The sequence below is a fragment of the Rheinheimera nanhaiensis E407-8 genome, assembly GCF_000296695.1.
Classification (GTDB): Bacteria; Pseudomonadota; Gammaproteobacteria; order Enterobacterales; family Alteromonadaceae; genus Alishewanella; species Alishewanella nanhaiensis.
Map to the genome: position 1 here is coordinate 1 of NZ_BAFK01000036.1, position 23,371 is coordinate 23,371.

Below are 23,371 nucleotides of genomic sequence, written 5' to 3' on the forward strand. Positions count from 1 at the left end.
TTTACCTGGGCGCGGCTTAACGCGGCGACCGCTTCGGGCTGATGGCTAAAACGTGTCATAGAGTGCTCCCACCTGGCAGCACAGCAAGTCCACAGGTTTGCTTTGTTCTGCCATTTAACGGTGCAAGCATAAATCAGCCTGCTCAATTTATTAAACCTGCTGCATACGTATGCAATAAAAATTTCAACTGTGCTGGCGGCGGTAAAACGGCGTAAATCTGCTATAAGTTAAGCCAATGGCATGCAGCTAACAGCCGTCTGGCCCTGATACGGCGCGGCGCACTGCGCTGGTGCAGGCAGGGCTTTGGTTGCTCTGGTTTTGGGCAAATTAGTAATTATGAATACGTATTCATATTGAGCTGTTGACCTAATAAGTTTAATAAATAGCCTTAGACAAAAGTCTGGTTGCACTGCATGGCTGCGCTTACAGCTGCGGGCGACACACACAACACACCGGGGATGAAGGACATGACTAAATTTAAACTCAGTATGCTGACACTGGCGTTAGCGGCAGCGGGTTCTGGCACTATGGCCTACGCGCAAACTGCGCCACAGGCCGATGAGCAAGCCAAAGCTGATGAGCAAATCGAAGTAATTTCAGTAACAGGTTATCGCGGCAGCTTACAACGGGCGCAGGCGATTAAGATGAGTGAAAACTCTATTGTTGAAGTATTGTCAGCTGAAGATATCGGTAAGTTGCCCGATACCAGTGTGGCAGAGTCGTTAGCCCGTCTGCCCGGCCTGGCCGGTGAGCGTCGTAACGGCCGTACCAGCGGTTTGTCGGTGCGCGGTTTTAACGAAAACTACGTTGGCACCTCATTAAACGGCCGTGAGCTGTTGGGCATGGGTGACAACCGTGGCGTAGAGTACGATTTATACCCCTCTGAAATTGTCTCAACCGCACTGATTTATAAGACACCAGACGCCAGCCTAATGGCGCAGGGTATTGGTGGTACCGTTGATTTACAAACGGTGAAACCGCTGTCAGCAGAACGCACTATTGCCTTTAACGGCAGCTACGAGAAAAACGATCAGGACTCGGGCAACCCGGACTTTGATAACAAAGGGCATCGCTTATCGTTTAACTACGTAGATAAGTTCCTCGATGACAAGCTGGGTGTGGCGCTGGTAGTGGCGACAATGGAAACTCCGCGACAGGAGCAGCAGTTCCGCGGTTGGGGTTATGCCGGTGCTAATGCTGCACGCGCGGCTGACGGCGTAACAGTACCTGAGGGTACTGTAATTCTGGGTGGCCACGACTCTTTTACCCGTTCTGCTATGTTAGAGCGTGACTCTATAGCGCTGGTGCTGGAATATGCGGTTAATGATCAATTAAAGGCGACCTTTGATGCGCTGTACATTGATTTTAATGAACAAGACGCCCGCCGTGGTTTAGAAGAAGGCGGTGCTGAGTGGGGTACTGGTGCCTATACCATCACAGGTGTAGAAAATGGTTTGGTCACCTCAGGTTTTTACGACGGCTTCTATTCTGTGGTGCGTAACGACGTACGCGAGCAGGATGCTGAGCTAAAAACCTTTGGCTTAAACCTGGAATACCAAATCAGCGATAACTGGCTGGGTCAGTTGGATATCTCCAGCGGTAAAGTGACCAAGTCGATTACCGATATTGAGAGCTACTCTGGTGTCGGTCGTGCCAATACACCAAACCGCCCTATCACCGCCCGCTCCTGGGTGATGACACCCAATGGGGCCTTTTACTCTGATCACCCAACTATTGCGCCGGTTGATTTGACCGACCCAAGCTTAATCCGTTTAGCCGGCCCGCAAGCCTGGGGTGGCTCGTTAGCACCTATTCAAAATTTCCAAGGCGTGCCTGGCTTTGGCCCGGACACTGCGCAAGATGGCTTTGTGAATAACCCGGATTTTGAAGAGACACTGGACAGTGTGCGCTTACAAGCCAATGGCTATGTCGAGTGGGGTATTTTTAACGAGCTGGAACTGGGCGTTGTCTATAAAGAGCGCTCTAAAACCAAGATTAACAACGGTGCTTTCTTAACTGCCAATGACTGGCCGGATGCAAGCCCTATTCCTAATGTGCTGGGTGTGGCTGATTTAAGCTTTATCGGCATTAACGGTGTGCTGGCGTACGACAGCTTAGGCTTATACCGCAGCGGTTTTTACACTGAAACCAATGCCGCCCTGCTGGAAAATGGCCGTTTTGGTGATACTTATAAAATTGATGAAAAGCTAACCACGCTGTACGGTATGCTGGATATCAGCACAGAAATTGGTGATATCGCTGTTACTGGTAATGTCGGTGTACAAATTGTCCGTGCTGATCAGAGCGGTGACGGTTTTAGCACTACCACCAATGCACAGGGCTTTACTGAACCGACACCGGTGTCAGCAGGTACCGACTACACTGATGTGCTGCCCAGCCTGAACCTGAGCTTTGAAGTGGCCGATCGCCAGTATGTACGTACCAGTTTATCGAAAGTGATGAGCCGGCCGCGGATGGATGATATGCGTCCTAACTCGCAGGTCACCTTTGCCTTTAACGACAATAATATTCTGGATGATGATCCGCTGAACAGCGCCTGGGGTGGCAACGGTGGTAATACCGAGTTAAAACCACTGGAAGCTGATCAGTTCGATTTGTCATACGAAAATTATTACCACGATAATGGCTTCTTTGCTGCCAGCTTCTTCTTTAAAGATCTGAAAAACTGGCACCGTAATGTCACGTTAATTAATGACTTCACAGCTAACTATATCCCGGGTTTCCATCAGTCTTCTGATGGCACAGGTAACCAACCGCCAGCAACCTTCCTGGGTCGGTTAGATGTGCGTCAGGATGGCTTACAGGGCTTTGTGCGTGGTTACGAGTTCCAGGCCAGTGTACCGTTTGATATTTTCCATGAAGCTTTAGATGGTTTTGGTATTGTTGCCAGCGCCACCTTTATGGACGGTAAACTGGATGATGGTGGCCGGGTGCCGGGTCTGTCGGAAGAAATTTTTACGCTGACCGCGTATTATGAGTACAAAGGCTTTGAATTCCGTATTTCAGGCACTAAGCGTGACGAGTTCCAGACAGAAGAGCGTGGTTTAAGCTTAAGCCTGGTACCGGTAAACCGTCAGGGCTCTGAGCTGTGGGATGCGCAAATTGGCTATGACTTTAGCGAGTCGGGCATAGAAGCGCTGAAAGGTTTACGTGTAACGTTGCAGGCACAAAACCTGACTGACGAGAAAGACGTAAGCTACAACGGCGATGATACCCGTCAGGTGGTAACGTACCAAAGCTTCGGCCGTAACTATATGTTAGGCTTAAACTATAAGTTCTAAGTTTGGCCGCCCAAGTGGCAATTAAGCGGCAAGCTGTTGCTGCTTAACCGTTAACAACAGCCCGACCAAGCTTAGCCTGGTTGGGCTGTTTTATATGCAAGGGGCAACAATGCAAAGCGTTCGCAAAGTAGTGGTCTTAGGGGGTGGCACGTCTGGCTGGATAGCGGCGGCCTTACTAAAAAAAGTACTAGGGCCGGTGGTCGATATTGATCTGATTGAATCTGACGATATAGGCACTGTTGGCGTGGGTGAGGCCACCATCCCGCCAATACGGCTGTTAAACAATGTACTGGGCGTTAACGAAGCCGAGTTTTTACGTGAAACCAAGGCCACCATTAAGCTGGCAATAAAATTTGAAAACTGGCGTGTGCCGGGCGAAGGCTATTACCATACTTTTGGTGCACCGGGTAAAAGTCTGGCTTTTTGTCATTTTCACCATTTGTGGCGCCGGGCACAGCAACTGGGTGATACCACCTCACTATGGCAGTACGATTTAAACTATCTGTGCGCCGAGGCCGGTAAGTTTGCCAGTATTAACAGCAAAGATCCGGTGCTGGAGCTCCCTTACGCCTATCACTTTGATGCCGGCCTTTATGCGCGCTTTTTACGTAAATTCAGTGAGCAGATGGGCGTAGTGCGCCACGAGGGCAAAGTCAGCGGTGTTACCCAGCATGGCAATGGCGACATCCAGCATTTAGTGCTGGAGGATGGCCGGGTGTTGGCCGGTGATTTGTTTATTGACTGCTCGGGTTTTCGTGGCCTGCTGATCCAGCAAAAGCTGAATACCGGTTACGAAGACTGGAGCCATTGGCTGCCGTGCGACAGAGCCGTGGCAGTGCCGTCTGAGCGGTTTGAACACACGCTACCTTACACCCGCGCGATTGCACATAGCAGTGGCTGGCAGTGGCGTATTCCGTTGCAGCATCGTAACGGCAATGGCCTGGTGTACAGCAGTTCACATTATACCGAGCAGCAGGCGGCGGAGTTACTGCTGTCTAACCTCGATAGCAAGGCATTGGCCGAGCCAAAGTTTATTCAGTTTAAAACCGGCCGGCGCCGCAAACAGTGGCACCGCAATGTGGTGTCGGTGGGCCTGTCCAGTGGCTTTTTAGAGCCGTTGGAGTCGACCAGTATTCATTTGATCCAGTCGGGCGTGGTGCGTTTGCTGCAGCTGTTTCCGCATCAGGGCGTAACCGAGGCGCTGGTGAATGAATATAACCGCCAATCGCAGATTGAATTTGAGCAGGTGCGCGATTTTATTATTCTGCATTATCACGTTAACGAGCGCACCGACAGCCCGTTTTGGCGCGATGTGCGTCAGATGCAGGTGCCTGACACGCTGAAGCGTAAAATTCAGTTATTTGCTGAAAATGGCAGCCTGTTCCGCGAGCAGAATGACTTATTTCTTGAAAGCTCCTGGCTGCAGGTAATGCTGGGGCAGGGCATAGTGCCAAAAGATTATCATCCGCTGGCCAATAGCTACTCTGAAGCCCAGTTAAAACAAATGCTGCAAACCATGCTGGCGATAAAACGCGACCCGCTGGATAAACTGCCCAGCCACGACGAGTTTTTGCGCCGTATCTGCGCTGCCTGACAGGCGCTTGGCAAGAGCGCCGTGCTTAATTGTGTTTTAGCACGGCGTTGTTCCACAAATTCTGGTGCTCGGCTTGCTGAAAAAACTGCTCCGGGTGCCAGCAGCGCGGAATAAAACTGCGTATTTGGCCCGGCTGCCAGTCGGCGCTGAGCTGGGTCAGAATGTCCTGTAAGCGTTGTTTCGGGATGGTGGCTAAACGCTGGCGTGCCGGTTTAAAGTACAAATTATGCGCTATGCTGATGCGGATATTATGGCCACCACGGCGGTATTGCAGGTTGCGGCTTACCACCCGGCACAGCGGCTCGGCGATATTCGGCGGATACAGCTGGTTTACAATGGCCAGCTCGTATTTTTCCTGCTGGCTGCCATCGTGCTGCTGCGGTGTAAAGGCAATACCAAAACCCTGCGGAAACACGCCGGTAATTTGCAAAAAGTGTTCTACCAGGGTGCTGTGCAACTGGCCGCGCCGGGCACTGTCTTTAAGCAGTAAGCTGGCTTTGGGTAGGGCTTCGTACACATAGCGCTGCCGGCCGGGCAGCACCATGGAGCTGTATACCTGCGGAATTTTCAGCAGGTTACCCAGCAGACTTAGCGGCTGTTGCTGTTGCTGCAGCAACAGACGCACCAGCGCCAGTTTCTGCTGTTCGCTGTGCTGATGCTGTTGCCGCTGTTGTTTGTCATTGCCCCGGTACGGCAGCACCACAAGCGCCTGCTGTGCTAAGCGCTGGCTGCCATCTTGTATCAGCTGTAAATACTCCGCGCGTTCTTCAGCGGACAGTGCGCGGCTGCTATCCAGCTCGCCGCTGTAGCCGGTAAGCAGGCGCTGGGCTTTACCATCAAGCTGACCGGCGTCAAGCAGCATTAATGCTACCAGCAGCGGCATTTGCACCTGCAACCGGTAGCTGCAGTCGGGGTTTTGCGGCTGGCGCTGGCGAAAGTGCAGCAGCAGGGTGGGTTCGGTAATCAGCTGGTGCGCCAGCGCATGATCCAGCAAGCGCAGGCTAAGCGTGGCGCGGTGCAGCAGTTTGTAGCCAAATTGCCGCTCACGCCAGCGCCGGGGTGACACCGGCGCAGTCAGTTGCAGGCAGCCCAGCAGCCTGGCCGAGCGGACAAGCGTATCCGCCGGGCTGCTGCCTTCAATCAGGCCCAGCATCTGCTCGGCTAAAAACCAGAGTTGTGCCGTCAGCTCAGGCTTTATCGTCTGGCCGTCGGGCAGCTTTTCGCCGGCAGTACCGCAGGCAAAGCTGCTGTAGCGCAGGTTGTCACTAAACAAACTCACCAGGCTGTCGGCAGCAGATACGGCGCTTAACCGCGAGAGTAATCGCTTGAGTTCACGCACAAAGCTGCTGTCGGCAGCAAGTTTTGGGGCTGGGCTACGCAATCGCTGTCCTTGTCAAAATGGCTGGCTTCACCTTACCGTAAAGCGTCTGGCGAGAAAAGAGCCAAACTCCCATCACCTCCGGTTGCACCCTTTTGTGACACGCGGATGGCGAAATGCGCCAAACTGGCGCGGCTGAATACGTATTCATATTGCGGCCTGCCCCATTACGGTTAATAACTGTACACAGTACAAGCAGCGGGCAGCAGTTCATGCTGGTGGCATGGAAGGCAGCACCGATAATAAAAACACACGGGGAAACAGGGCATGAATAAGTTCAGGCTTAGTCTGCTCACGCTTGCTATGGCAGGGGGGGGTAGTCTGGCGTGTTCTGCTGTTGCACAAACAACAGAGCAGACGCCGCAATCAGCAACGCAACAAAGTAGCAACGACAGTGCCGCCACCGAGCAGGCGCTGGACAGTGTTGAAGTAATACAGGTACGCGGCTTTGCCAGCAGCCTGTTTCGCTCGTTAGACGATAAACGCTTTGGCGATACGGTATCGGAAACCATCTCGGCCGATGATTTGGGCGCACTGCCTGATGTGTCAATGGCCGATGCGCTGACCCGCTTACCGGGTATCTCAGCGGTACGCACCGGCGGCCAGGCGGCCGAAATTAATATTCGCGGTATGTCCGGTGGCTTTGTGTTTTCTACCCTCAATGGCCGCGAGCAGGTATCGACCAGTGGCAAGCGTAATATTGAATTTGACCAGTACCCGTCAGAGCTGATTAATTCCGCTGCGGTGTATAAGTCGCCGAAAGCGTCGCTGATTGAAGGCGGTGTCGCCGGTACCGTCGAGCTACAAACCGCCAGCCCGCTGCGTAACGAAAAGCAGCATACCTTCACTGTTAATGCCCGTGGCATGTACAACGACCGTGCTGATGAAGTGCCGGACGGTGTCGACTTTGGCCACCGTTTTAGCCTGTCGTATCAGGGCAAGTTTTTAAACGATACTCTTGGCTTAGCTGCCGGCTACGCCCGGCTGTATCAGCCCAGCGTGGCGACACAGTTTGTTGGTTTGGCTTATAACGGCCAGAAAGACACCAATGATGATGGTGTAAACGAATTTATCAGCGAAGGCTTTGAAATTCAGCACAAAGGTGGCGAAGAAACCCGTGATGGCTATATGGCTGCATTGGAGTGGACACCGCATGATGCCTTTACGCTAAAAGCCGATGCGTTTTTATCTAAGTTTGACAAAGAAGCCTTTGCCCGTGGTTTTCGGGTGAAATTTGGCGGCCCTACGGCAGCGCTGGGTAACCCAACGCTGAACGGCCGCTCGGTGATTGGCGGTACCTTTAACCGCACCAGCAGCAGTTTTACCCGGGTTGAAATTGTTAACGACGATAACCGCGACTACGACGAAGTGCGCAGTTTTGGCATTAATGCCGACTGGGATGTGACCGACACGGTAAACCTGAGCTTTGATGTGTCGCATTCCAGCGCCAAGAGCGATTTCCGTAACGGTTTGCTGTGGGCCTTAGTGGCAGAAGATGCCAACGCCGCCACACCGGTGCTGGATACCAATGTGTCTATCTCCTATCTGTTAAACGGTTTAAACCTGCCTAGCGTGGGCTTTAACCAGGCAGAGGCCTTCTCAGACATTGATAAGGTCATGGTGAGCAAATACGGCATCTATCCTTTTGTTAACGAGGATGAAGTGAATGCCTATCGGCTGGATGCCACCTGGTTACTGGATATGCCGGTGTTGGCCTCGTTAGAAGCCGGTGTGCGTTACTCTGAGCGTACTTATAAAAATGATCGTTCAGTGTTTGAGTACGGCAGTGACGGCGCCTTTTTAAATTCACAGCCACCGCTGCGCTTAACCGCCGATATGGTTGAGGTGGTCAATTTCAGTGGCGATTTTGCCACTTACCCCAGCTACCTGGCGATTGATCTGGACGCAGCACTAAACGCCTGGTTCCCCGAGGGGATTCCGCAGCCAGTGCAAACCTGGGGCACGGGTAACCCGGACATTCTGCCGTCGCAGTTTAACCCCACTGGCCCTAATACCAACTGGTCAGTATTACAAAGCGGCGAAGTCTACGAGGATGTACTGGCCGGCTATGTGATGGCGAACCTGAACAGCGAAGTGTTTGGCATACCCCTGACTGGTAACGTTGGCGTACGGGTGGTGCAAACTGACCAGAGCGCGACCGACTTAGCCGATGTAAACGGTGATCCGCTGCGCGGCGCGCAAAACATCACCGATGAGGCCGGCCTGGTAAATACCCGCTATGCGCCCGGTGTGTTGGGTGAAAAATACACCGACGTGCTGCCGCAGTTAAACCTGAACTTTGGTATTACCGACAACTCGCAAATCCGCTTTGCGGCAGCCAAGGTGATTTCGCGCCCGCCGATTAACCGTTTGGCGTCTAATACCTCTATTACCATCAGTGACGACGGTGAAATCAGCGGCTCCAGTGCCAACAGCCCGTTCCTGCGGCCGTTTGAAGCTAACCAGTTCGACTTGTCATACGAGTACTATGTACCGGCCGGTGCTGTAGCCTTTGCACTGTTTTACAAAGACATTAAGTCTTTTGTAAACGATTTTACCATTCAGGAATTTGACTTCGCCGGCGCCGGTTTTGATGTGCCAGAGGTGATTGTTGACGAAGACGGTATACCGCGCACCACCTTTAATGGCGCTTTCTCTACCGCAGTGAATAACGGCGAGGGCGGCTATATCCGCGGGGCTGAGCTGGCCTTTACCCGGGTGTTTGATTTCCTGCCGGAAATTTGGTCTGGCCTGGGTGTGTCAGGCAGCTACTCCTACACCGAAAGTGAAGTCAGCCTGATTAACAGCTTAGGCGGTGAGCCAATCGAAACTACTTTTGAAGGTTTGTCGCAAGATGTGTTTACCGGCACGGTATTCTGGAACTATCAGGGTTTTGATGCCCGCGTCAGTGCCCGTTACCGCTCGCCTTTTGTGTCGTCTCAGGTCGGTATAGATGAGCAAATCACCAACTTTGACAGCGAAACCGTGATTGATATGCAAACCTCGTACGACATTAACGACAACTTTAAGCTGTTGTTCCAGGTAAACAACCTGACCGACGAGCCAACCAAAAGTTATTTCGGTGACAAAGCGCAAACCGGCACCATCCAGTTCTTTGGTCGCCAGTTCTACTTTGGCGCGGTGTACACCTTTTAAGCGGATTTTGGAGCAAGCATAATGAATAGCTTTAGTTTATTAAAACTCAGTACCCTGGCGTTGGCAGTACAGCTGCTGGCTGCCTGTGGCGGTACTGACTCGACCGAACCCGGCGAGGTGTTACTGACCTGTAATGTGCCGCAAATACCTGATGCCAGCGGTACCAGCTGTATCGACCCGCCGCCCATTTACTGCCCGGCGCCAACCGTGCCAGATGCTAAGAACGAAAGCTGTGTGATTGGTAAAGACCCTAATGCGCCGGATCCGGTGGTGTTTGCTGGCGCCAATCAGGCGGTATTGTTTTACAAACGGCCACAGGATGGCGCGTACGCCGGTTACCGTCTGCACACCTGGAATAACGAAACCTGTGATGCCTATCAGCCTTCCTCTATTGCGCCGTCCTGGGATAATGGTCTGGTGCATAACGGTGTTGACCCTAACTATGGCGCTTACTGGATTTTAAACTTAAAACCCGGTTATGCCGGGACAGAAGGTGCCTGCGGTAACTTTATTGTCCACATTGGTACCGACGATGCCGGTAAAGACCCAGGCCCGGATATGCAAATGCCGCTGTCACAGGATGACCCGGAATTTGCCCGCATGAACTGGATATTCTCTGGTGTAAATGGCGTATTTGAATACCCGGTGGTGTCACTGGGCGTAAACGTACAGGGCGCAGCGGCGCACTGGATTGGCCAGAATACCTTTGTCTGGAATGGCTCAGTAGCGCCCTCTAGCATTGTTAAATTACATTACTCTGCCGATGCCGATCTGGAAATCGATCGTGATGGTAAGTTGTCTGGCAGCAGCGTAGAGCTAATGCCTGCCGATTTAACTGACGCCGAAAAAGCCCTGGTGCCCCATCTGGCCGACAAGCCGGCCTTTAGTGCTAACTTTACTGCCGATGAAGCCAAAGCCATGGTGAAGAACCAACTGGTACTGGCCGCGACCGATGCCGATGGCGAGCTGCTGGCTGCCACCTATGTGCAGGCTGCCAAGGTATTGGACGATTTATACACTAAAGGTGATGATGATGCCGATGAAGCCGGCCTGGGTATTCAGTATCAGGATGGCGGCATTACTGCCAGTGTTTGGGCACCAACTGCCCGTAGCGTGAAGTTAAAAGTGTACGACGCCGGCAAAAGCCTAACCGCTACCCACGACATGGCGCTGGATAGCCTGAGCGGGATTTGGCACTATGAAGGCAGCAGTGCGCTGGACCGACAGTTCTACCGCTATGAGGTAACGGTATACCATCCGTTAACCCGTAAGGTAGAAACCATTGAAAGCACGGACCCTTACTCGCTAAGCCTGTCTACCAACGGCCGTTACAGCCAGTTTGTTAACCTGAATGATGCCGATTTGGCGCCAGAAGGCTGGAGTGAGCGCACTGTGCCCACGGTGGCTAAGCCTGAGGATATCGTGATTTACGAAGGCCATGTACGTGATTTCTCTATTCGTGACCAAAGCGTCAGCGCGGCGAATCGTGGTAAATATCTGGCGTTTACCGAGATGGACTCATTACCGGTTAAGCATTTAAAGTCGCTGGCCGATAATGGCTTAACGCATTTTCACCTGCTGCCGCTAAATGACCAGGCCAATATCAATGAAGACGCCAACCGTCGTATTGAACTGAGCGATACCGTAGGCCGGCTGTGTCAGTTAAAAGCCAATGCACCGGTGTGTGGTAATACCGACGCCAACGCCACCTTGTTATCGGTGCTGGAGAGCTACTCACCCTTTGGTGAAAAAGCCCAGGAGCTGGTAGAAGCGATGCGCAGCATTGATGGCTTTAACTGGGGTTATGACCCACAGCACTTTATTGCCCCTGAGGGCAGCTATGCTTCTAACCCGGACGGTGTGGCGCGCATTAAAGAAGTACGGGCCATGAACAAGGCATTAAACGATCTTGGCCTGCGCACTGTGCTGGATGTGGTGTACAACCACACCAGTGCTTCGGGCCTGAACACCACCTCTGTGTTTGATAAAATTGTGCCCGGTTACTACCACCGTTATAACGAAACCACTGGCGGTATTGAGCGTTCTACCTGCTGTGAAAACACCGCCACTGAGCATCGGATGTTCGATAAGTTTATGCAGGACTCCTTGCTTATCCTGGCGCGGGACTTTGGCTTTAACGACTTCCGCTTTGACATTATGGGCCACTCGCCCAAAGACAGCATCCTGGCCGCGCGCGAAGTCCTGCGCAGCTTCGACCCTACGGTATACTTCTATGGTGAAGGCTGGAACTTCGGTGAAGTGACCAATAACCGCTTATTTGTGCAGGCCAAACAAATTGATATGGCCGGTACAGAAGTGGGCACCTTTAACGACCGGCCGCGTGATCCCATCCGTGATGCGGTGCTGTTTAGCACTGAGTTATCAGACGATAACCTGCGCAAACAGGATTTAATCCGCATCGGTCTGGCCGGCACACTAAAAGACTATGTACTGGAAAGTTACCAGGGTATTGCCGGCCCGGCGTCCAGCTTTGGTGGCGCAGGCTATGCAGCAGACCCGGCTGACATCATTAACTATGTGTCAAAACATGATAATGAAACGCTGTGGGATAAGTTGCAGTATAACCTGGACAAAACTATGACGGCGGAAGAGCGGGTGCGGGCGCAGAATATTGCTATTGCCATTCCGCTAATGAGCCAGGGTATACCATTTTTACAAATGGGCGGTGACTTCCTGCGCTCGAAATCGATGGACCGCGACAGCTATGATGCCGGTGATTGGTTTAACTTTGTCGACTTCACCATGCAAACAAACAACTTTGCCGTTGGCTTGCCACTGGCAGAGAAAAACCGTGATAACTGGACAGTGATAGGACAAATCCTGCTCGACCCTAATGCTAAACCAGAGCCAGAGCAGATCAGCTTTGCAAGCTCAGTGTTTAAAGAGTTTTTAAGTATCCGCTCGGGCAGCCCGCTGTTTCGCCTGACGAGCGCGCAGGATGTGATGGATAGGGTTGGTTTTCACAATATTGGCAAGGGCCAAACCCAGGGCGTTATTGTGATGAGCATTGACGATGGTGTTGGCTTAACCGATCTTGACCCGATGCACGATGCACTGGTGGTGATGATTAACGGCACAGGTCAGCAGCAGTCGCACACCATACCGACAGCAGCAGGTTTTGATTTACACCCAATACAGCAAGCTTCGGTGGATAGTAGTGTGACAGCGGCCAGCTTTACTGCAGGCACAGATGAAGGCACCTTTACCGTGCCGGCTTATACCATGGCGGTATTTGTTAAAGCCCAGGGAGCCACGCAGGGAGCGGGCCTGGCTGCAGATGCCACCAGCGGTGCACCGGATATTCCACCCTACGAAGCCACCACTATTTATGTGAAAGGCGAAATGAATGGTTGGGGTGCGACTGATGCCATGACTTATGACGGCGAAGGTATCTATTCGTTGGCGCTGCAGCTAGATGCAGGTAGTTACAACTTTAAAGTGGCCGATGCCGATTGGACTACACCTATTTTTGGTGGTGGTGCAGACGGAAACAGCGTTACTTTGGGCGTTGCGAAAACGTTGGCCAGCCCAGGTGGCGATCTTAATGTGGTAATCCCGAACAACGCGACTTACGTGTTTACGTTGGATGCCAATAATAAAGATGCGCCGGTATTGACAGTGCAGGAGTTACCGCCTTATGGCGTGGGCACTACGGTCTATTTGCGCGGTGCGTTAAGCTGGGATCCGGTTGATGCCATGGCCTATGTTGGCGCTAATATCTACCAGATAGATCTGGTACTCAACGAGGTTAAGCAATACAACTTTAAGTTCGCTGACGCCAGCTGGGGCGCCATTAACTATGGCGCAGCGGCAGGCGCGATGACATTAAATACCGGTAAAACGCTGGAATACAATGCGGGTGACTTATCACTCAATGTCACCGAAGCGGGCTCCTACCGTTTTAGTGTAGATGCCAGCGTACCTGAGGCACCGGTAATGACCATTACCAAACTGTAACTTACCTACCTTATGCCCGGTGAGAGCCGGGCACTTCCTGGACACCTTTAGCCGCATTGATTGCGGCTTTTTTGTCTTTTATCGTACTGTTTCATGGTTCTCACCGGCCTTTTGCTGTATGCTGCGCCCCCCTTCATTTGGAAGGTCACTGCAGCTGCGGCAGTTTTATTTCGCAGCCTAACTGCGGGATCTCGCATGCAATTTACTGAATTAAACCTGTTACCTGAACTGTTAAAAGCCATTGATGAAAAGGGCTACAGTACCCCTTCGCCTATCCAGCAACAAGCGATACCGGCGGTATTAGCCGGCCGTGATCTGATGGCCGCTGCGCAAACTGGCACCGGTAAAACTGCCGGCTTTACGCTGCCATTGTTGCAACTGCTGGCACAAGGCCAGTTGCAGGGCCGTAAAGTACAGTCGAACCATGTGCGGGCACTTATTTTAACGCCGACCCGCGAACTGGCGGCACAGGTGGCAGAAAGCGTGACCACTTATGGTAAGCATTTACCGCTTCGCAGCACCGTAGTCTTTGGCGGGGTAAAAATTAACCCACAAATGATGGCGCTGCGCCGTGGCGTGGATACTCTGATCGCCACGCCAGGCCGCTTGCTGGATTTATATCAGCAAAACGCCGTGAAGTTTGGTCAGTTAGAAGTGTTAGTACTGGATGAAGCCGACCGCATGCTGGATATGGGCTTTATTCATGACATTAAAAAAATTCTGGCACTGCTGCCGAAAAAGCGGCAAAACCTGCTGTTTTCCGCCACCTTTTCTGAAGAAATTCGCACCCTAGCCCGTGGCCTGGTGGCGAACCCGCTGGAAGTGTCAGTCGCGCCGGCCAACACCACGGCCGAGCGGGTAGAACAGCTGATTTACCCGGTCGATAAAAACCGTAAAGCGGCGCTGGTCACCAAACTGATCAACGATAACAACTGGCAGCAGGTGCTGATCTTTACCAAAACCAAGCATATGGCGAATAAACTCAGCCTGCATCTGGATGCGGCGGGTATTAAAGCCGCACCTATTCATGGCAATAAAAGCCAGAACGCCCGCACTAAAGCACTGGCTGATTTTAAAGCCGGCACTATCCGCGCGCTGGTCGCCACCGACATTGCCGCCCGTGGTCTGGATATTGACCAGCTGCCGCAGGTGGTGAATTTTGAACTGCCAAACGTGGCCGAAGATTATGTGCACCGTATTGGCCGCACCGGCCGCGCCGGCGCGGCCGGTCATGCTATTTCACTGGTCTGTGCCGATGAAAGCAAAGAGCTGGCGGGGATAGAGCGGCTGATTAAACAGCAGCTGCCACGCCAGCTTATGCCCGGCTTTGAGCCAGTGCACCCTTTGGCCGAGTCAAAGCTGAACAGCAAACCCTACAAGCCGAAAAAACCTAAGGCACCACGCAGCGGCCACCGTGACGGGCAACGCGCACCTGCTACTAAAGTTACAACAAAAACAATCAGCTAACCTCAGGTTTCCACCAGGTAAACAGGGCAAAATTAAAATGGCTCTGCTAGACTGACGCTATGGTTACACGCCCGCAAGGATGGCGGGCAGCTGATGAGTTTGATTGCAATCGTGAATAATTCGTTAATTTTAGCTGCTGTTATGTGTAAGGCTCAGCCCTGATGCGTTGGCTGTGGCTACTCTGTTTGTGCTGGCACAGTGTGCTGGGCGCCACTGTAGTGCTGGTACATCCAAGTGTGCCGGTCGACAGCTTAACACCAAGCCAGCTGCGCAATATTTTTACCCTGCGGCAAACCCAATGGCCGGATGGCAGTGCTATCCGCGTGCTGGTATTGCCAGAGCAGGCTGAACTGCACCAGCGCTTCAGCCGCCGGCAACTACGGTTATTTCCCTATCAGCTTAGCACCCTGTGGGATAAACATGCGTTCTCCGGCACCGGCAACCGGCCACAACAGGTGGCTGATAGCAGTGCCATGCTGGAACTGCTCAGTGTCACCCCTGGCGCCATTGGCTACGCCGAATCAGGCGTGTTGCATCCGCCGTTAAAGGAGATCCGTCTTGAACATTAATGCCGCTATGGCTTTAACTATCCTGTGCAGTGGGGCTGTGCTGGCGGAGTCTGAGCTTAGCTGGCAAGGGTTTGTCGCGCAGGGCCTGATTCAGGCGCCGGACAGCGGCTTTGTTAATGATGACGGCGAGCTGTCTGCAGAACTGACCGAAATTGGTGTCAATGGCCGTTACAGCTTGTCACCGTCCTGGCACCTGGCCGGCCAGTTAGTCTACCTTGATGGCGGCAACCGTTATCCAACCGGCGCCCGGCTGGATTATTTGTTTCTGGACTGGGCTTTTTATAACAACAGTGACTGGCAGGCCAACCTGTATCTGGGCCGGGTAAAAAACCAGCACTGGTTATATTCCAGCACCCGTGATGTGCCCTTCACCCGCCCTTCTATTGTGCTGCCGCAGTCAGTGTATTTTGATGGCTTTCGCGATGTGGCCGTCGGCTCGGACGGTGTTGCCTTGCAGCTACGCCGCTCGGCTGCTATTGGCGATCTTACCTTTAACTGGAGTTTGGGCACGGTGCCCATCTCATCAGCACAAAGCCGCCTGTTGCTGGGGCATGATGTCAGTGGCGATACCGAATTACAGCGTGACCACAAAGCCAGCCTGTATTGGCAGCCAACCTTCAGTGCCTTTCATGTTGGCCTGATTGTGCAGGATGCCGTCTTCGAGTATCAGCCCGGTGATGCTGAGCCACTGTCTGCCGCTAATTTTAGGGTACAGCGGGTTATGCTGAACCTGCGTTATCAGGGCGAGCGGTGGGAGCTGGCAACAGAGCTGCAGCAAGAGCGGGTATTAACGCAGGGCTTTTTTAGCCCGCAGTTTAACCGCCAGCAATTGGGCCAGGGCGGCTATGTGCTGGCGCAATACCGCTTAACCCCCGACTGGCGGCTGTTTAGTTGGCTGGATTACACCGTACTGGAAAAAGACGACCGTTGGGGCCGGCAACTCAGTGCCCAGACCGGTGGTATGCTACCTGCCTATTTTGGTTATCAGCATACGCTGGCCAGCGGCTTTAGTGTCGATTTAACCACCCAGTTAAGGCTGCAGGCCGAGCTACACTGGAACCGCGGCGCAGCGCGGTTAACCCCGGTGATCCAGCCGGATGTGCTGACCAACAACCGCGAATACTGGCAGTTGTATGCGCTGCAGTTAATGTACAGGTTCTAACCATGCCGCGTTACTTAAGCCTGTCGTGGAAAATGTTGTTGTTGCTGCTGTCTATGCTGTTGTTGCTGCTGTTTGGCTTTACCAGCTTATCCTTACTGCATATGAATGAGCAGTTTGAGCGTCAGCAAGCGCAGCGCAAAGCTCAGGGCCAGCAATATTTTGCTGTGTATAACCGGGCGGTAGAGCAGCAACTGCTGAGCTGGCTGCAAAGCTATGCCGAGCTACAGCGCTTGCATCAGGCCGATAACTTTACCGATTTTGCCTTTGAACTGGTACATCAGGGCGAGCTGCTTAACAGCCAGTTTGCCGTTAGCCAGTTCAGTTTATTTGATGCCCAGCAACAACTGTTGCTGCAAAGTGGTGCCACGCCCGAGCCATTAGGCACGGCGTTATTGCAACAAACCCTGGCGCAGCAGCGGCCACTGGCGCAGATCTTCTGCGATGCAAAACGCTGCGCCAAGCTGCAAAGCCTGCCGCTGTTAAATGGTTACGGCGAGGTGGCCGTGCTGTTGCTAACCACCGATCTGACCGACGTGCTGTTCAGTTTACACCAGACTTTGGGCGCAGAAGTGGCCATAGTGCAAGCGACAGAGCAGCCGGTACCGTTGCTGTTGCAGGCCTCGGATGCGCCACTTATCCGGGCGGCTTACCAGCGGCTGGCAGACGACACAGCGATGCAGGCGCTGCAGTTAAAAGGCAAAGTGGTGCTGCTGGGGCAGGCCTATTTTTATCTGCACTTGCTGCCACTGATGGGGGCTAGCGACGAGGGTTATTTTTTGCTGTTGCTGGAGGATGTCAGCCAGGTGATGGCGGAAAACCAGCGCTATCAGCACAAAGTATTGTGGCTGGCCGCCGGCTGCTTTTTAGGTATGTTACTGCTTATCTCATTGCTGACGCACCGCATTAGCCGGCGTATTTTGCAGCTGGCGCAGGCGCTGCCGCTGCTGGCACAGCGGCGTTATAACGAGTTTCGCCAGCACAGTACCGGCCAGCCGCAGCTGATTGCCGATGAGTTAAGCCAATTTAATAGCGCGGTACAGCAGCTGGGTGACGATTTAGAGAGGCTGGATCGGCAATTGGCGGAAAAAACCGGCAGTTTAGAGCGGATGGCGATGTTTGATCAGCTGACCGGTTTGGGTAACCGCAATATGCTGCAGTATCAGTTACAACTGGCGCTGGGCATGTTGCAGCAACAGCCGGGCTGGGTGGCCATCATCTTTTTAGATCTGGATAAGTTTAAGAACATCAACAATAGCCGCAGCCATGCGGTGGGCGATCAGTTGCTGATTGAAACCGCGCTGCGGCTGCGCTCAGCGGTATCATCAGCCGAAGTGCTGTGCCGTTTTGGCGGTGACGAGTTTGCTATTGTTATGCCGCACCTGGCTGAGCCTGCCCAGGCCGGGCAGCTGGCCGAACAGGTGCTGGCGCTGTTTACGCAGCCATTTTTACAGCAACAGGGCAGTTTAAAGCTGACGGCCAGCATTGGTGTCAGTGTCAGCCAGGATGCCAACATCAGTGCAGAAGAGTTGGTACGGCGTGCCGATTTGGCGATGTATCAGGCGAAAAACAACGGCCGCAACAGCATTGTCTGGTTTAATGATCGGATGTCGGCCGAGCTGGCCAGCCGTTTGCAGTTAGAAGCTGAGCTGCGTCAGGCACTGGCGCAGCAGCAATTTAGCTTAAGTTTTCAGCCGCAGGTCAGTTTGTTAACCGGCCGCCTCGCCGGCTTTGAAGCGCTGCTTCGCTGGCAACACCCAGAGCGCGGCACGGTGCCGCCGGATGAGTTTATCAGTGTGCTGGAGCAAACCCAGCTGATGGTAGAGGTCGGCTACTGGGTGTTTGAGCGCTGCTGTCAGCAGGCGCAAACATTTACTGCGCTGGGGCTGACAGACTGTGTGATAGCGCTGAATTTATCCGCCACGCAGTTTTTACAGCCTGAGCTGCCGCTGCGTTTTGCCAGTCTGTTAAAGCGCTATCAGCTCAGTGCCAGCTTGTTCGAGCTGGAGCTCACCGAAAGCACCCTGGTCAGCCATGTCAGTGAAACATTAGAGGTGATGCACCAGTTAAAAGCGCAGGGCTTTCGTTTTGCTATCGACGATTTTGGCACCGGCTATTCGTCGCTGAATTATCTGAAACAAATGCCGGTCAGCACCATCAAAATTGACAAAGGCTTTGTGCTTGGCATGCTGGATAACCGCTCGGATTATCAGATTGTCGCCTCAACCATTGCGATGGTGCATAAACTGGGCTTGCAGGTGGTGGCAGAGGGGGTAGAATCCTTCGCCCACCTGCAGCTGTTACAGCAGCATCAGTGCGATCTGGTACAGGGTTACTATCTGGCGCGGCCGCTGCCGCAGCAAGCGCTGGCCGCTTTTGTGCAGCAACAGGTGGTGCAACAACACTGGCCAGCGGCCTTACTGACAGAGGTAGTCAGCACCAGCCGCTAAGCCAGACACCTTTGTGGCTTCACTAGCTACCGATCACGCCACCATCATCTTTGGTAATAATAACCGTTGCTGAACGTGGCCGGCTGCTGCCGCCATCCGGCCAGTGGCTGGTAAAGTTATCCGGGGTGGAGCGATCGCCCGGGTGCTGAATATTCACAAACAGTGTTTTCATATCCGGCGTGGCGGTAATGCCGGTGACTTCACAGTCGGTTGGGCCGACTAAGAAGCGTTTGAGCTGCCGGGTTTGCGGGTCTGCTACCAGCATCTGGTTATTACCAAAAGGGCCCTCGCCTTGCTGCGAGCCGCTCATATCGGTTTGGATCCACAGCAGGCCATTGGCGTCGAACCATAAACCGTCCGGGCTAGCCAGATGGTTATCGGCGTCCAGCACCAGTTCAGTGCCCGGTGTTGCTGTGCCTACATCACCGGCCAGCAGGAAGATATCCCAATCAAAGGCAGTCGCCGCCTGATTTTCCCGCTCGTGCCAACGGATTATATGGCCGGTTCTGTTTTCTGCACGGGGGTTTGCTGCGTCTACGTCTGCCTCTGTGCGGCGGCTGTTATTGGTCAGGGTAAAGTACACTTCGCCGGTTTCAGGATGCACAGCGCCCCACTCTGGCCGGTCCATTTTAGTGGCGCCTGCCACATCGGCAGCCAGGCGGGTGTTAATCAGCACATCGGCCTGATCGGTAAAGCTGACACCGGCCGCTGCGGCTTTCGCCATAAAGTCGGTGTTGTTGATATCCAGTGGTAACCAGTCGCCACTGCCATCGGCATTAAAGCGCGCCACATACAGGGTGCCGTCATTTAGTAAGTGACCACCGGCGGTATTCTGGTAATAAGGCGCGCTGGAAACAAATTTATATATGTATTCAAAGGTTGCATCGTCACCGGAATACACCACCACCGGTTGGCCTTCTTCCAGCTTGCCGAAAATAACCCCTTCGTGGCCGAAACGGCCCAAGGCGGTGCGCTTTTGCGGCACGCTGTCGGGGTTAAACGGGTCTATTTCCACTATCCAGCCAAAGGTATTCGGCTCGTTGCGGTAGTCTTCCTCAGCGCTGGCGCCTGTAGTGCTGGCATTAAAACGCTGATAAGCATCGGCCATGGGCGTGGCCGTTTCCCAGTAGTAACGGCCGTTATCGTCAGACACACCGTAGCGGCTATGCTCACGAGGTTGTTCGGCATCGGTATTGACAAAGTAACCGGCCCAGTTTTCTTCACAGGTTAAATAGGTGCCCCAGGGGGTAAAGCCGTTACCACAGTTGTTTAGCGTACCCCGGGTGCGGCTGCCATCCTGGCTGTATTTGGTGATTACTTTGCTGCTGCCACGCACCGGACCGGCCAGCTCCATCGGCGTGGCGCCGGTAATACGACGATTAAACGGGCTGTTGCTCACTAAATGCCAGTCGCCATTAGCCTGGCGTTGAATATGCGCCACAGTAACACCATGGGCGGCAATTTCTTTGCGTACCTGGTCAGCAATACGTGGCAGCGTGTCGATGCCGTTAGGATGGATCAGGTTGTTATCAATGTACTCATGGTTAAATACCAATAAGCCTTCCGATGAATCTGTCGCACCACTGCGCTGATCGATCGGGAAAAAATGCATACCGTCGTGATGCATACCCACTTGCTGCTCTTGGTCGCTGCCGCTGTTGCTGGCATCAGCCAGAAATGCCGGGTAGCTGCCGGTCAGAGGGGTACCCCAGGGTAGGAAGGCTTTAGCGGTGTAGCCCTCTGGCACGATAATGCCGTCCGGTCTGGCGGCGGCCACGGCGGTAAAGCCTAATAGGGCCGGCCCGGCCACCGGGGGAACCTGGGTGTCGGCGTTGTTATCGTCACTGCTGCTGCAACCGGCCAGATTAGTGCCAATAAAGGCAGCGACGGCGGCACCCACACTGCCTTTTAAAAAACGTCGGCGCGCCATGCGGCTGTCAACGATGGCGGCAAAGCTGGGGTTGAGTGAAAAGTTAGTTTGCGGATCGACACCACTGTTATCGATCGCTACCCTGGGTTGTTGTTTTGACATTATCAGGCTCCGGTTGATGTTGTTTTGCACTGGCGGTATTTAAGCGGCTGAAAATGTCAGATGCGTTACATCTAAATAGCATTTTTATGATGATGTGGTGACAAAGCCGTGGCTGGTGGCACTTTGGCTATGGGCAGCAGGCTTTTGCCTCTGTTATAGTGGCACTTTCGATAGTCAGGGAGCACAGAAAAATGCAATGGCAGGTGGTAACCTTTGCTGAGTTAGACACACTAACGCTATACAGTTTATTGCAGCTTAGGGTAGATGTGTTTGTGGTAGAGCAGAACTGCCCCTATCCGGAGCTGGATGAAAAAGACCTGCATCCACAAACCCGGCATGTCATTTTAAAAAAAGGCGATAAGGTGATTGCCTACTCACGGGTGCTGGCACCGGGCGTCAGCTTTGACGGTTTTCCGGGCGTGGGCCGGGTATGTGTGGCGCAAACCGCCCGCCGTTTAGGTTTGGGCCAGGTACTGGTAGAAAAAACCTTAAGCGTAGCGGCCGAGTTATGGCCTGATACCGATATTCATATCTCAGCGCAGTGCTATCTGCAGCAGTTTTATCAGGATCTTGGCTTTAAACCGGCCAGCGAGCCCTATCTGGAAGATGATATTCCGCATTTAAAAATGATTAAGCCGGTATTACAGTAACCCAACGAGCCGCGACCAACGCGGCTTAGCTTTAACCATAGCCAACTACCCCGCTTTTTGTGTTTGGCAGCACCCTACGCAGTAGAGTTTGACCTGCAAGCGTGACGATCGGCAGCGCAAAATAACACTATTTCTTATTCGTAGATCAAATGAGATTGATTCGTATTATTTGCTGTGTTCTAATTGCGCCCATTCAAAACTGACCTGTTTACAACGGAGTTGTTATGCACCTTAAATTATCCCGTCTTAGCCTGGCTTTAGCCTTAGCGTCTGTCTCAGTAGGTGTGGCTGCGCAGCAACAAGCGCCGGCAGCTGAAGCGGCAGTTGAGCGTAAAAGCATTATGCCAACGCTGGAAGTGATCCGCGTGGTAGGTGAAGCGGTGCCGGTATTGCTGGAACAAACCGGTACTGTAGTCGTGCTGGACCGTGCCCAGATTGAGCAAATTCAGCCCCTGTCTAACCAGGACGTGCTGCGCCGCATCGCCGGTATTAATGTCAATAGCGAAGAAGAAACTGCCGTAGTATCTAACTTTGGTCTGCGTGGTTTATCGGCCAGTGAGTCGAAATCGCTGGTGTTAGAGGACGGCGTGCCGGTAGCGCCGGGCTTGTTTATCGGTAACGATCGCTACTTTAACCCGCGTATTCAGCGTGTAGAGCAGGTAGAAGTATTAAAAGGCTCGTCATCACTGCGCTATGGCCCGTCTACTATCGGCGGTGTGGTGAACTACCAAACCAAAACGCCGGACGACGGCGTAAAACTGTCGGCCCGTGCCGGCTCGTTTAACCTGCGAGAAGTTGGCATTGAAGCCGGTGGCAAGAGCGAGTCGGGCGATGCTTTTGCCGGTGTGGTTGCCAGCCATGCCACCAGTGATGGCTTTATGGACAAAGGTTATGAAATGACCGATGTGATGGCCAAAGCCGGTGTGGTATTTAACGATGCGCATAAACTGGGTATTAAGGCATCACGCCATGAAAACGATGCCAATATTTCCTACCGTGGCATGTTGTTGGCCGATTACTTAGCCGGCGCCGACTACAACCCGGCCCCGGACGATTACTTTTTAACTGACCGTACCGGCCTGGATATCAACCACGAGTGGACTTTATCCAGCAGCAGCACGTTAAAAACGCTGCTGTACTGGAGCGAAATGACGCGCGATTACTGGCGTTATAACGTGGATACTGCCGCGTCAAATGAAGCCGGTCGCTGGGTATACACCGATGATTTAACCGGTAACAACCGCAGTTTTGACCGTGTGGGTATTGAAAGCCGTTTAAGCGTAGACCATCAGCTGTTTGGCAAAGTGGCCAGCAGCGAGTTTGGTGTGCGCTATATGCAGGAAGAAGCCAACGACACCCGTATCCGAGCGGTGCGCAGCTCAGATCGTACCGGCGTGAATGACCGCCATATCGTGGACTCGGCCGACAGTGTCGCCGCTTATGCGCAAAGCCGTATTGAGCTGACCGAGCGTTTTGCCGTGACGCCAGGCCTGCGGGTAGAAAGCTACGAGCAAACCCGCGTGGTATTAACCGACGATAACGCAACAGCCACTACCAGCAACACCGAGTGGTTGCCCGGTGTAGGTGCCACCTATAATTTAACCGACGCTGCCCAGCTGTACGGTGGTGTATACCG

12 protein-coding genes are annotated in these 23,371 nt (G+C 53.2%); 10 read left to right on the plus strand and 2 right to left on the minus strand.

Translation table 11 applies throughout. From position 1 onward, the window contains the following. Positions 1-467: 467 nt before the first annotated feature. Together RNAN_RS17845 and RNAN_RS17850 are read left to right on the plus strand one after the other, a co-directional pair. Positions 468-3,302 (plus strand): TonB-dependent receptor, encoded by a 2,835-nt coding sequence (locus tag RNAN_RS17845; RefSeq protein WP_040552612.1) that lies wholly within the window; start codon positions 468-470, stop codon positions 3,300-3,302. A 109-nt stretch (positions 3,303-3,411) separates the two neighbouring features. Beyond that, a complete protein-coding gene (locus RNAN_RS17850; protein ID WP_008224398.1) occupies positions 3,412-4,896 on the plus strand; it encodes a tryptophan halogenase family protein in 1,485 nt (494 codons plus the stop codon). Between the two features lie 25 nt (positions 4,897-4,921). Here RNAN_RS17850 and RNAN_RS17855 read toward each other — a convergent pair whose 3' ends face one another. Continuing rightward, complete coding sequence (locus RNAN_RS17855; RefSeq protein WP_008224400.1) at positions 4,922-6,277, minus strand: hypothetical protein; 1,356 nt, start codon at positions 6,275-6,277, stop codon at positions 4,922-4,924. 264 nt (positions 6,278-6,541) lie between these two features. On the opposite strand from RNAN_RS17855, the gene RNAN_RS17860 reads away from it, so the two are divergent. The 6 genes from RNAN_RS17860 to RNAN_RS17885 all read left to right on the plus strand — a co-directional run bounded on the left by RNAN_RS17860 (position 6,542) and on the right by RNAN_RS17885 (position 19,053). Beyond that, a complete protein-coding gene (locus RNAN_RS17860) occupies positions 6,542-9,430 on the plus strand; it encodes a TonB-dependent receptor (protein ID WP_008224401.1) in 2,889 nt (962 codons plus the stop codon). A gap of 21 nt (positions 9,431-9,451) precedes the next feature. Continuing rightward, positions 9,452-13,408, plus strand: a complete 3,957-nt coding sequence (pulA, locus tag RNAN_RS17865) for a pullulanase-type alpha-1,6-glucosidase (RefSeq protein WP_008224402.1) — start codon at positions 9,452-9,454, stop codon at positions 13,406-13,408. Between the two features lie 195 nt (positions 13,409-13,603). Further along, positions 13,604-14,875 carry a DEAD/DEAH box helicase gene (locus RNAN_RS17870; RefSeq protein WP_008224403.1) on the plus strand — a complete coding sequence of 424 codons (1,272 nt, stop codon included), beginning with the start codon at positions 13,604-13,606 and terminating at the stop codon, positions 14,873-14,875. Positions 14,876-15,036: 161 nt separating this feature from the next. Beyond that, entirely contained in the window at positions 15,037-15,444 is a 408-nt protein-coding gene (locus RNAN_RS17875; RefSeq protein WP_008224404.1) for a type 2 periplasmic-binding domain-containing protein, read from the plus strand. Continuing rightward, a complete protein-coding gene (locus RNAN_RS17880) occupies positions 15,434-16,606 on the plus strand; it encodes a hypothetical protein (protein WP_008224405.1) in 1,173 nt (390 codons plus the stop codon). The genes RNAN_RS17875 and RNAN_RS17880 overlap by 11 nt, the downstream gene beginning before the upstream one ends. A 2-nt stretch (positions 16,607-16,608) precedes the next feature. Then, a complete protein-coding gene (locus tag RNAN_RS17885) occupies positions 16,609-19,053 on the plus strand; it encodes a putative bifunctional diguanylate cyclase/phosphodiesterase (protein ID WP_008224406.1) in 2,445 nt (814 codons plus the stop codon). Positions 19,054-19,075: 22 nt separating this feature from the next. On the opposite strand, the gene RNAN_RS17890 is transcribed toward RNAN_RS17885, so the two are convergent. Then, positions 19,076-21,085 carry a PhoX family protein gene (locus RNAN_RS17890; protein ID WP_008224407.1) on the minus strand — a complete coding sequence of 670 codons (2,010 nt, stop codon included), beginning with the start codon at positions 21,083-21,085 and terminating at the stop codon, positions 19,076-19,078. A gap of 191 nt (positions 21,086-21,276) precedes the next feature. On the opposite strand from RNAN_RS17890, the gene RNAN_RS17895 reads away from it, so the two are divergent. After that, positions 21,277-21,735, plus strand: coding sequence for a GNAT family N-acetyltransferase (locus tag RNAN_RS17895; protein ID WP_008224408.1), 459 nt, complete (start codon positions 21,277-21,279; stop codon positions 21,733-21,735). 224 nt (positions 21,736-21,959) lie between these two features. After that, positions 21,960-23,371, plus strand: a 1,412-nt coding sequence (locus RNAN_RS17900; protein ID WP_040552610.1) for a TonB-dependent receptor family protein, incomplete at its 3' end; no start/stop codon positions are given.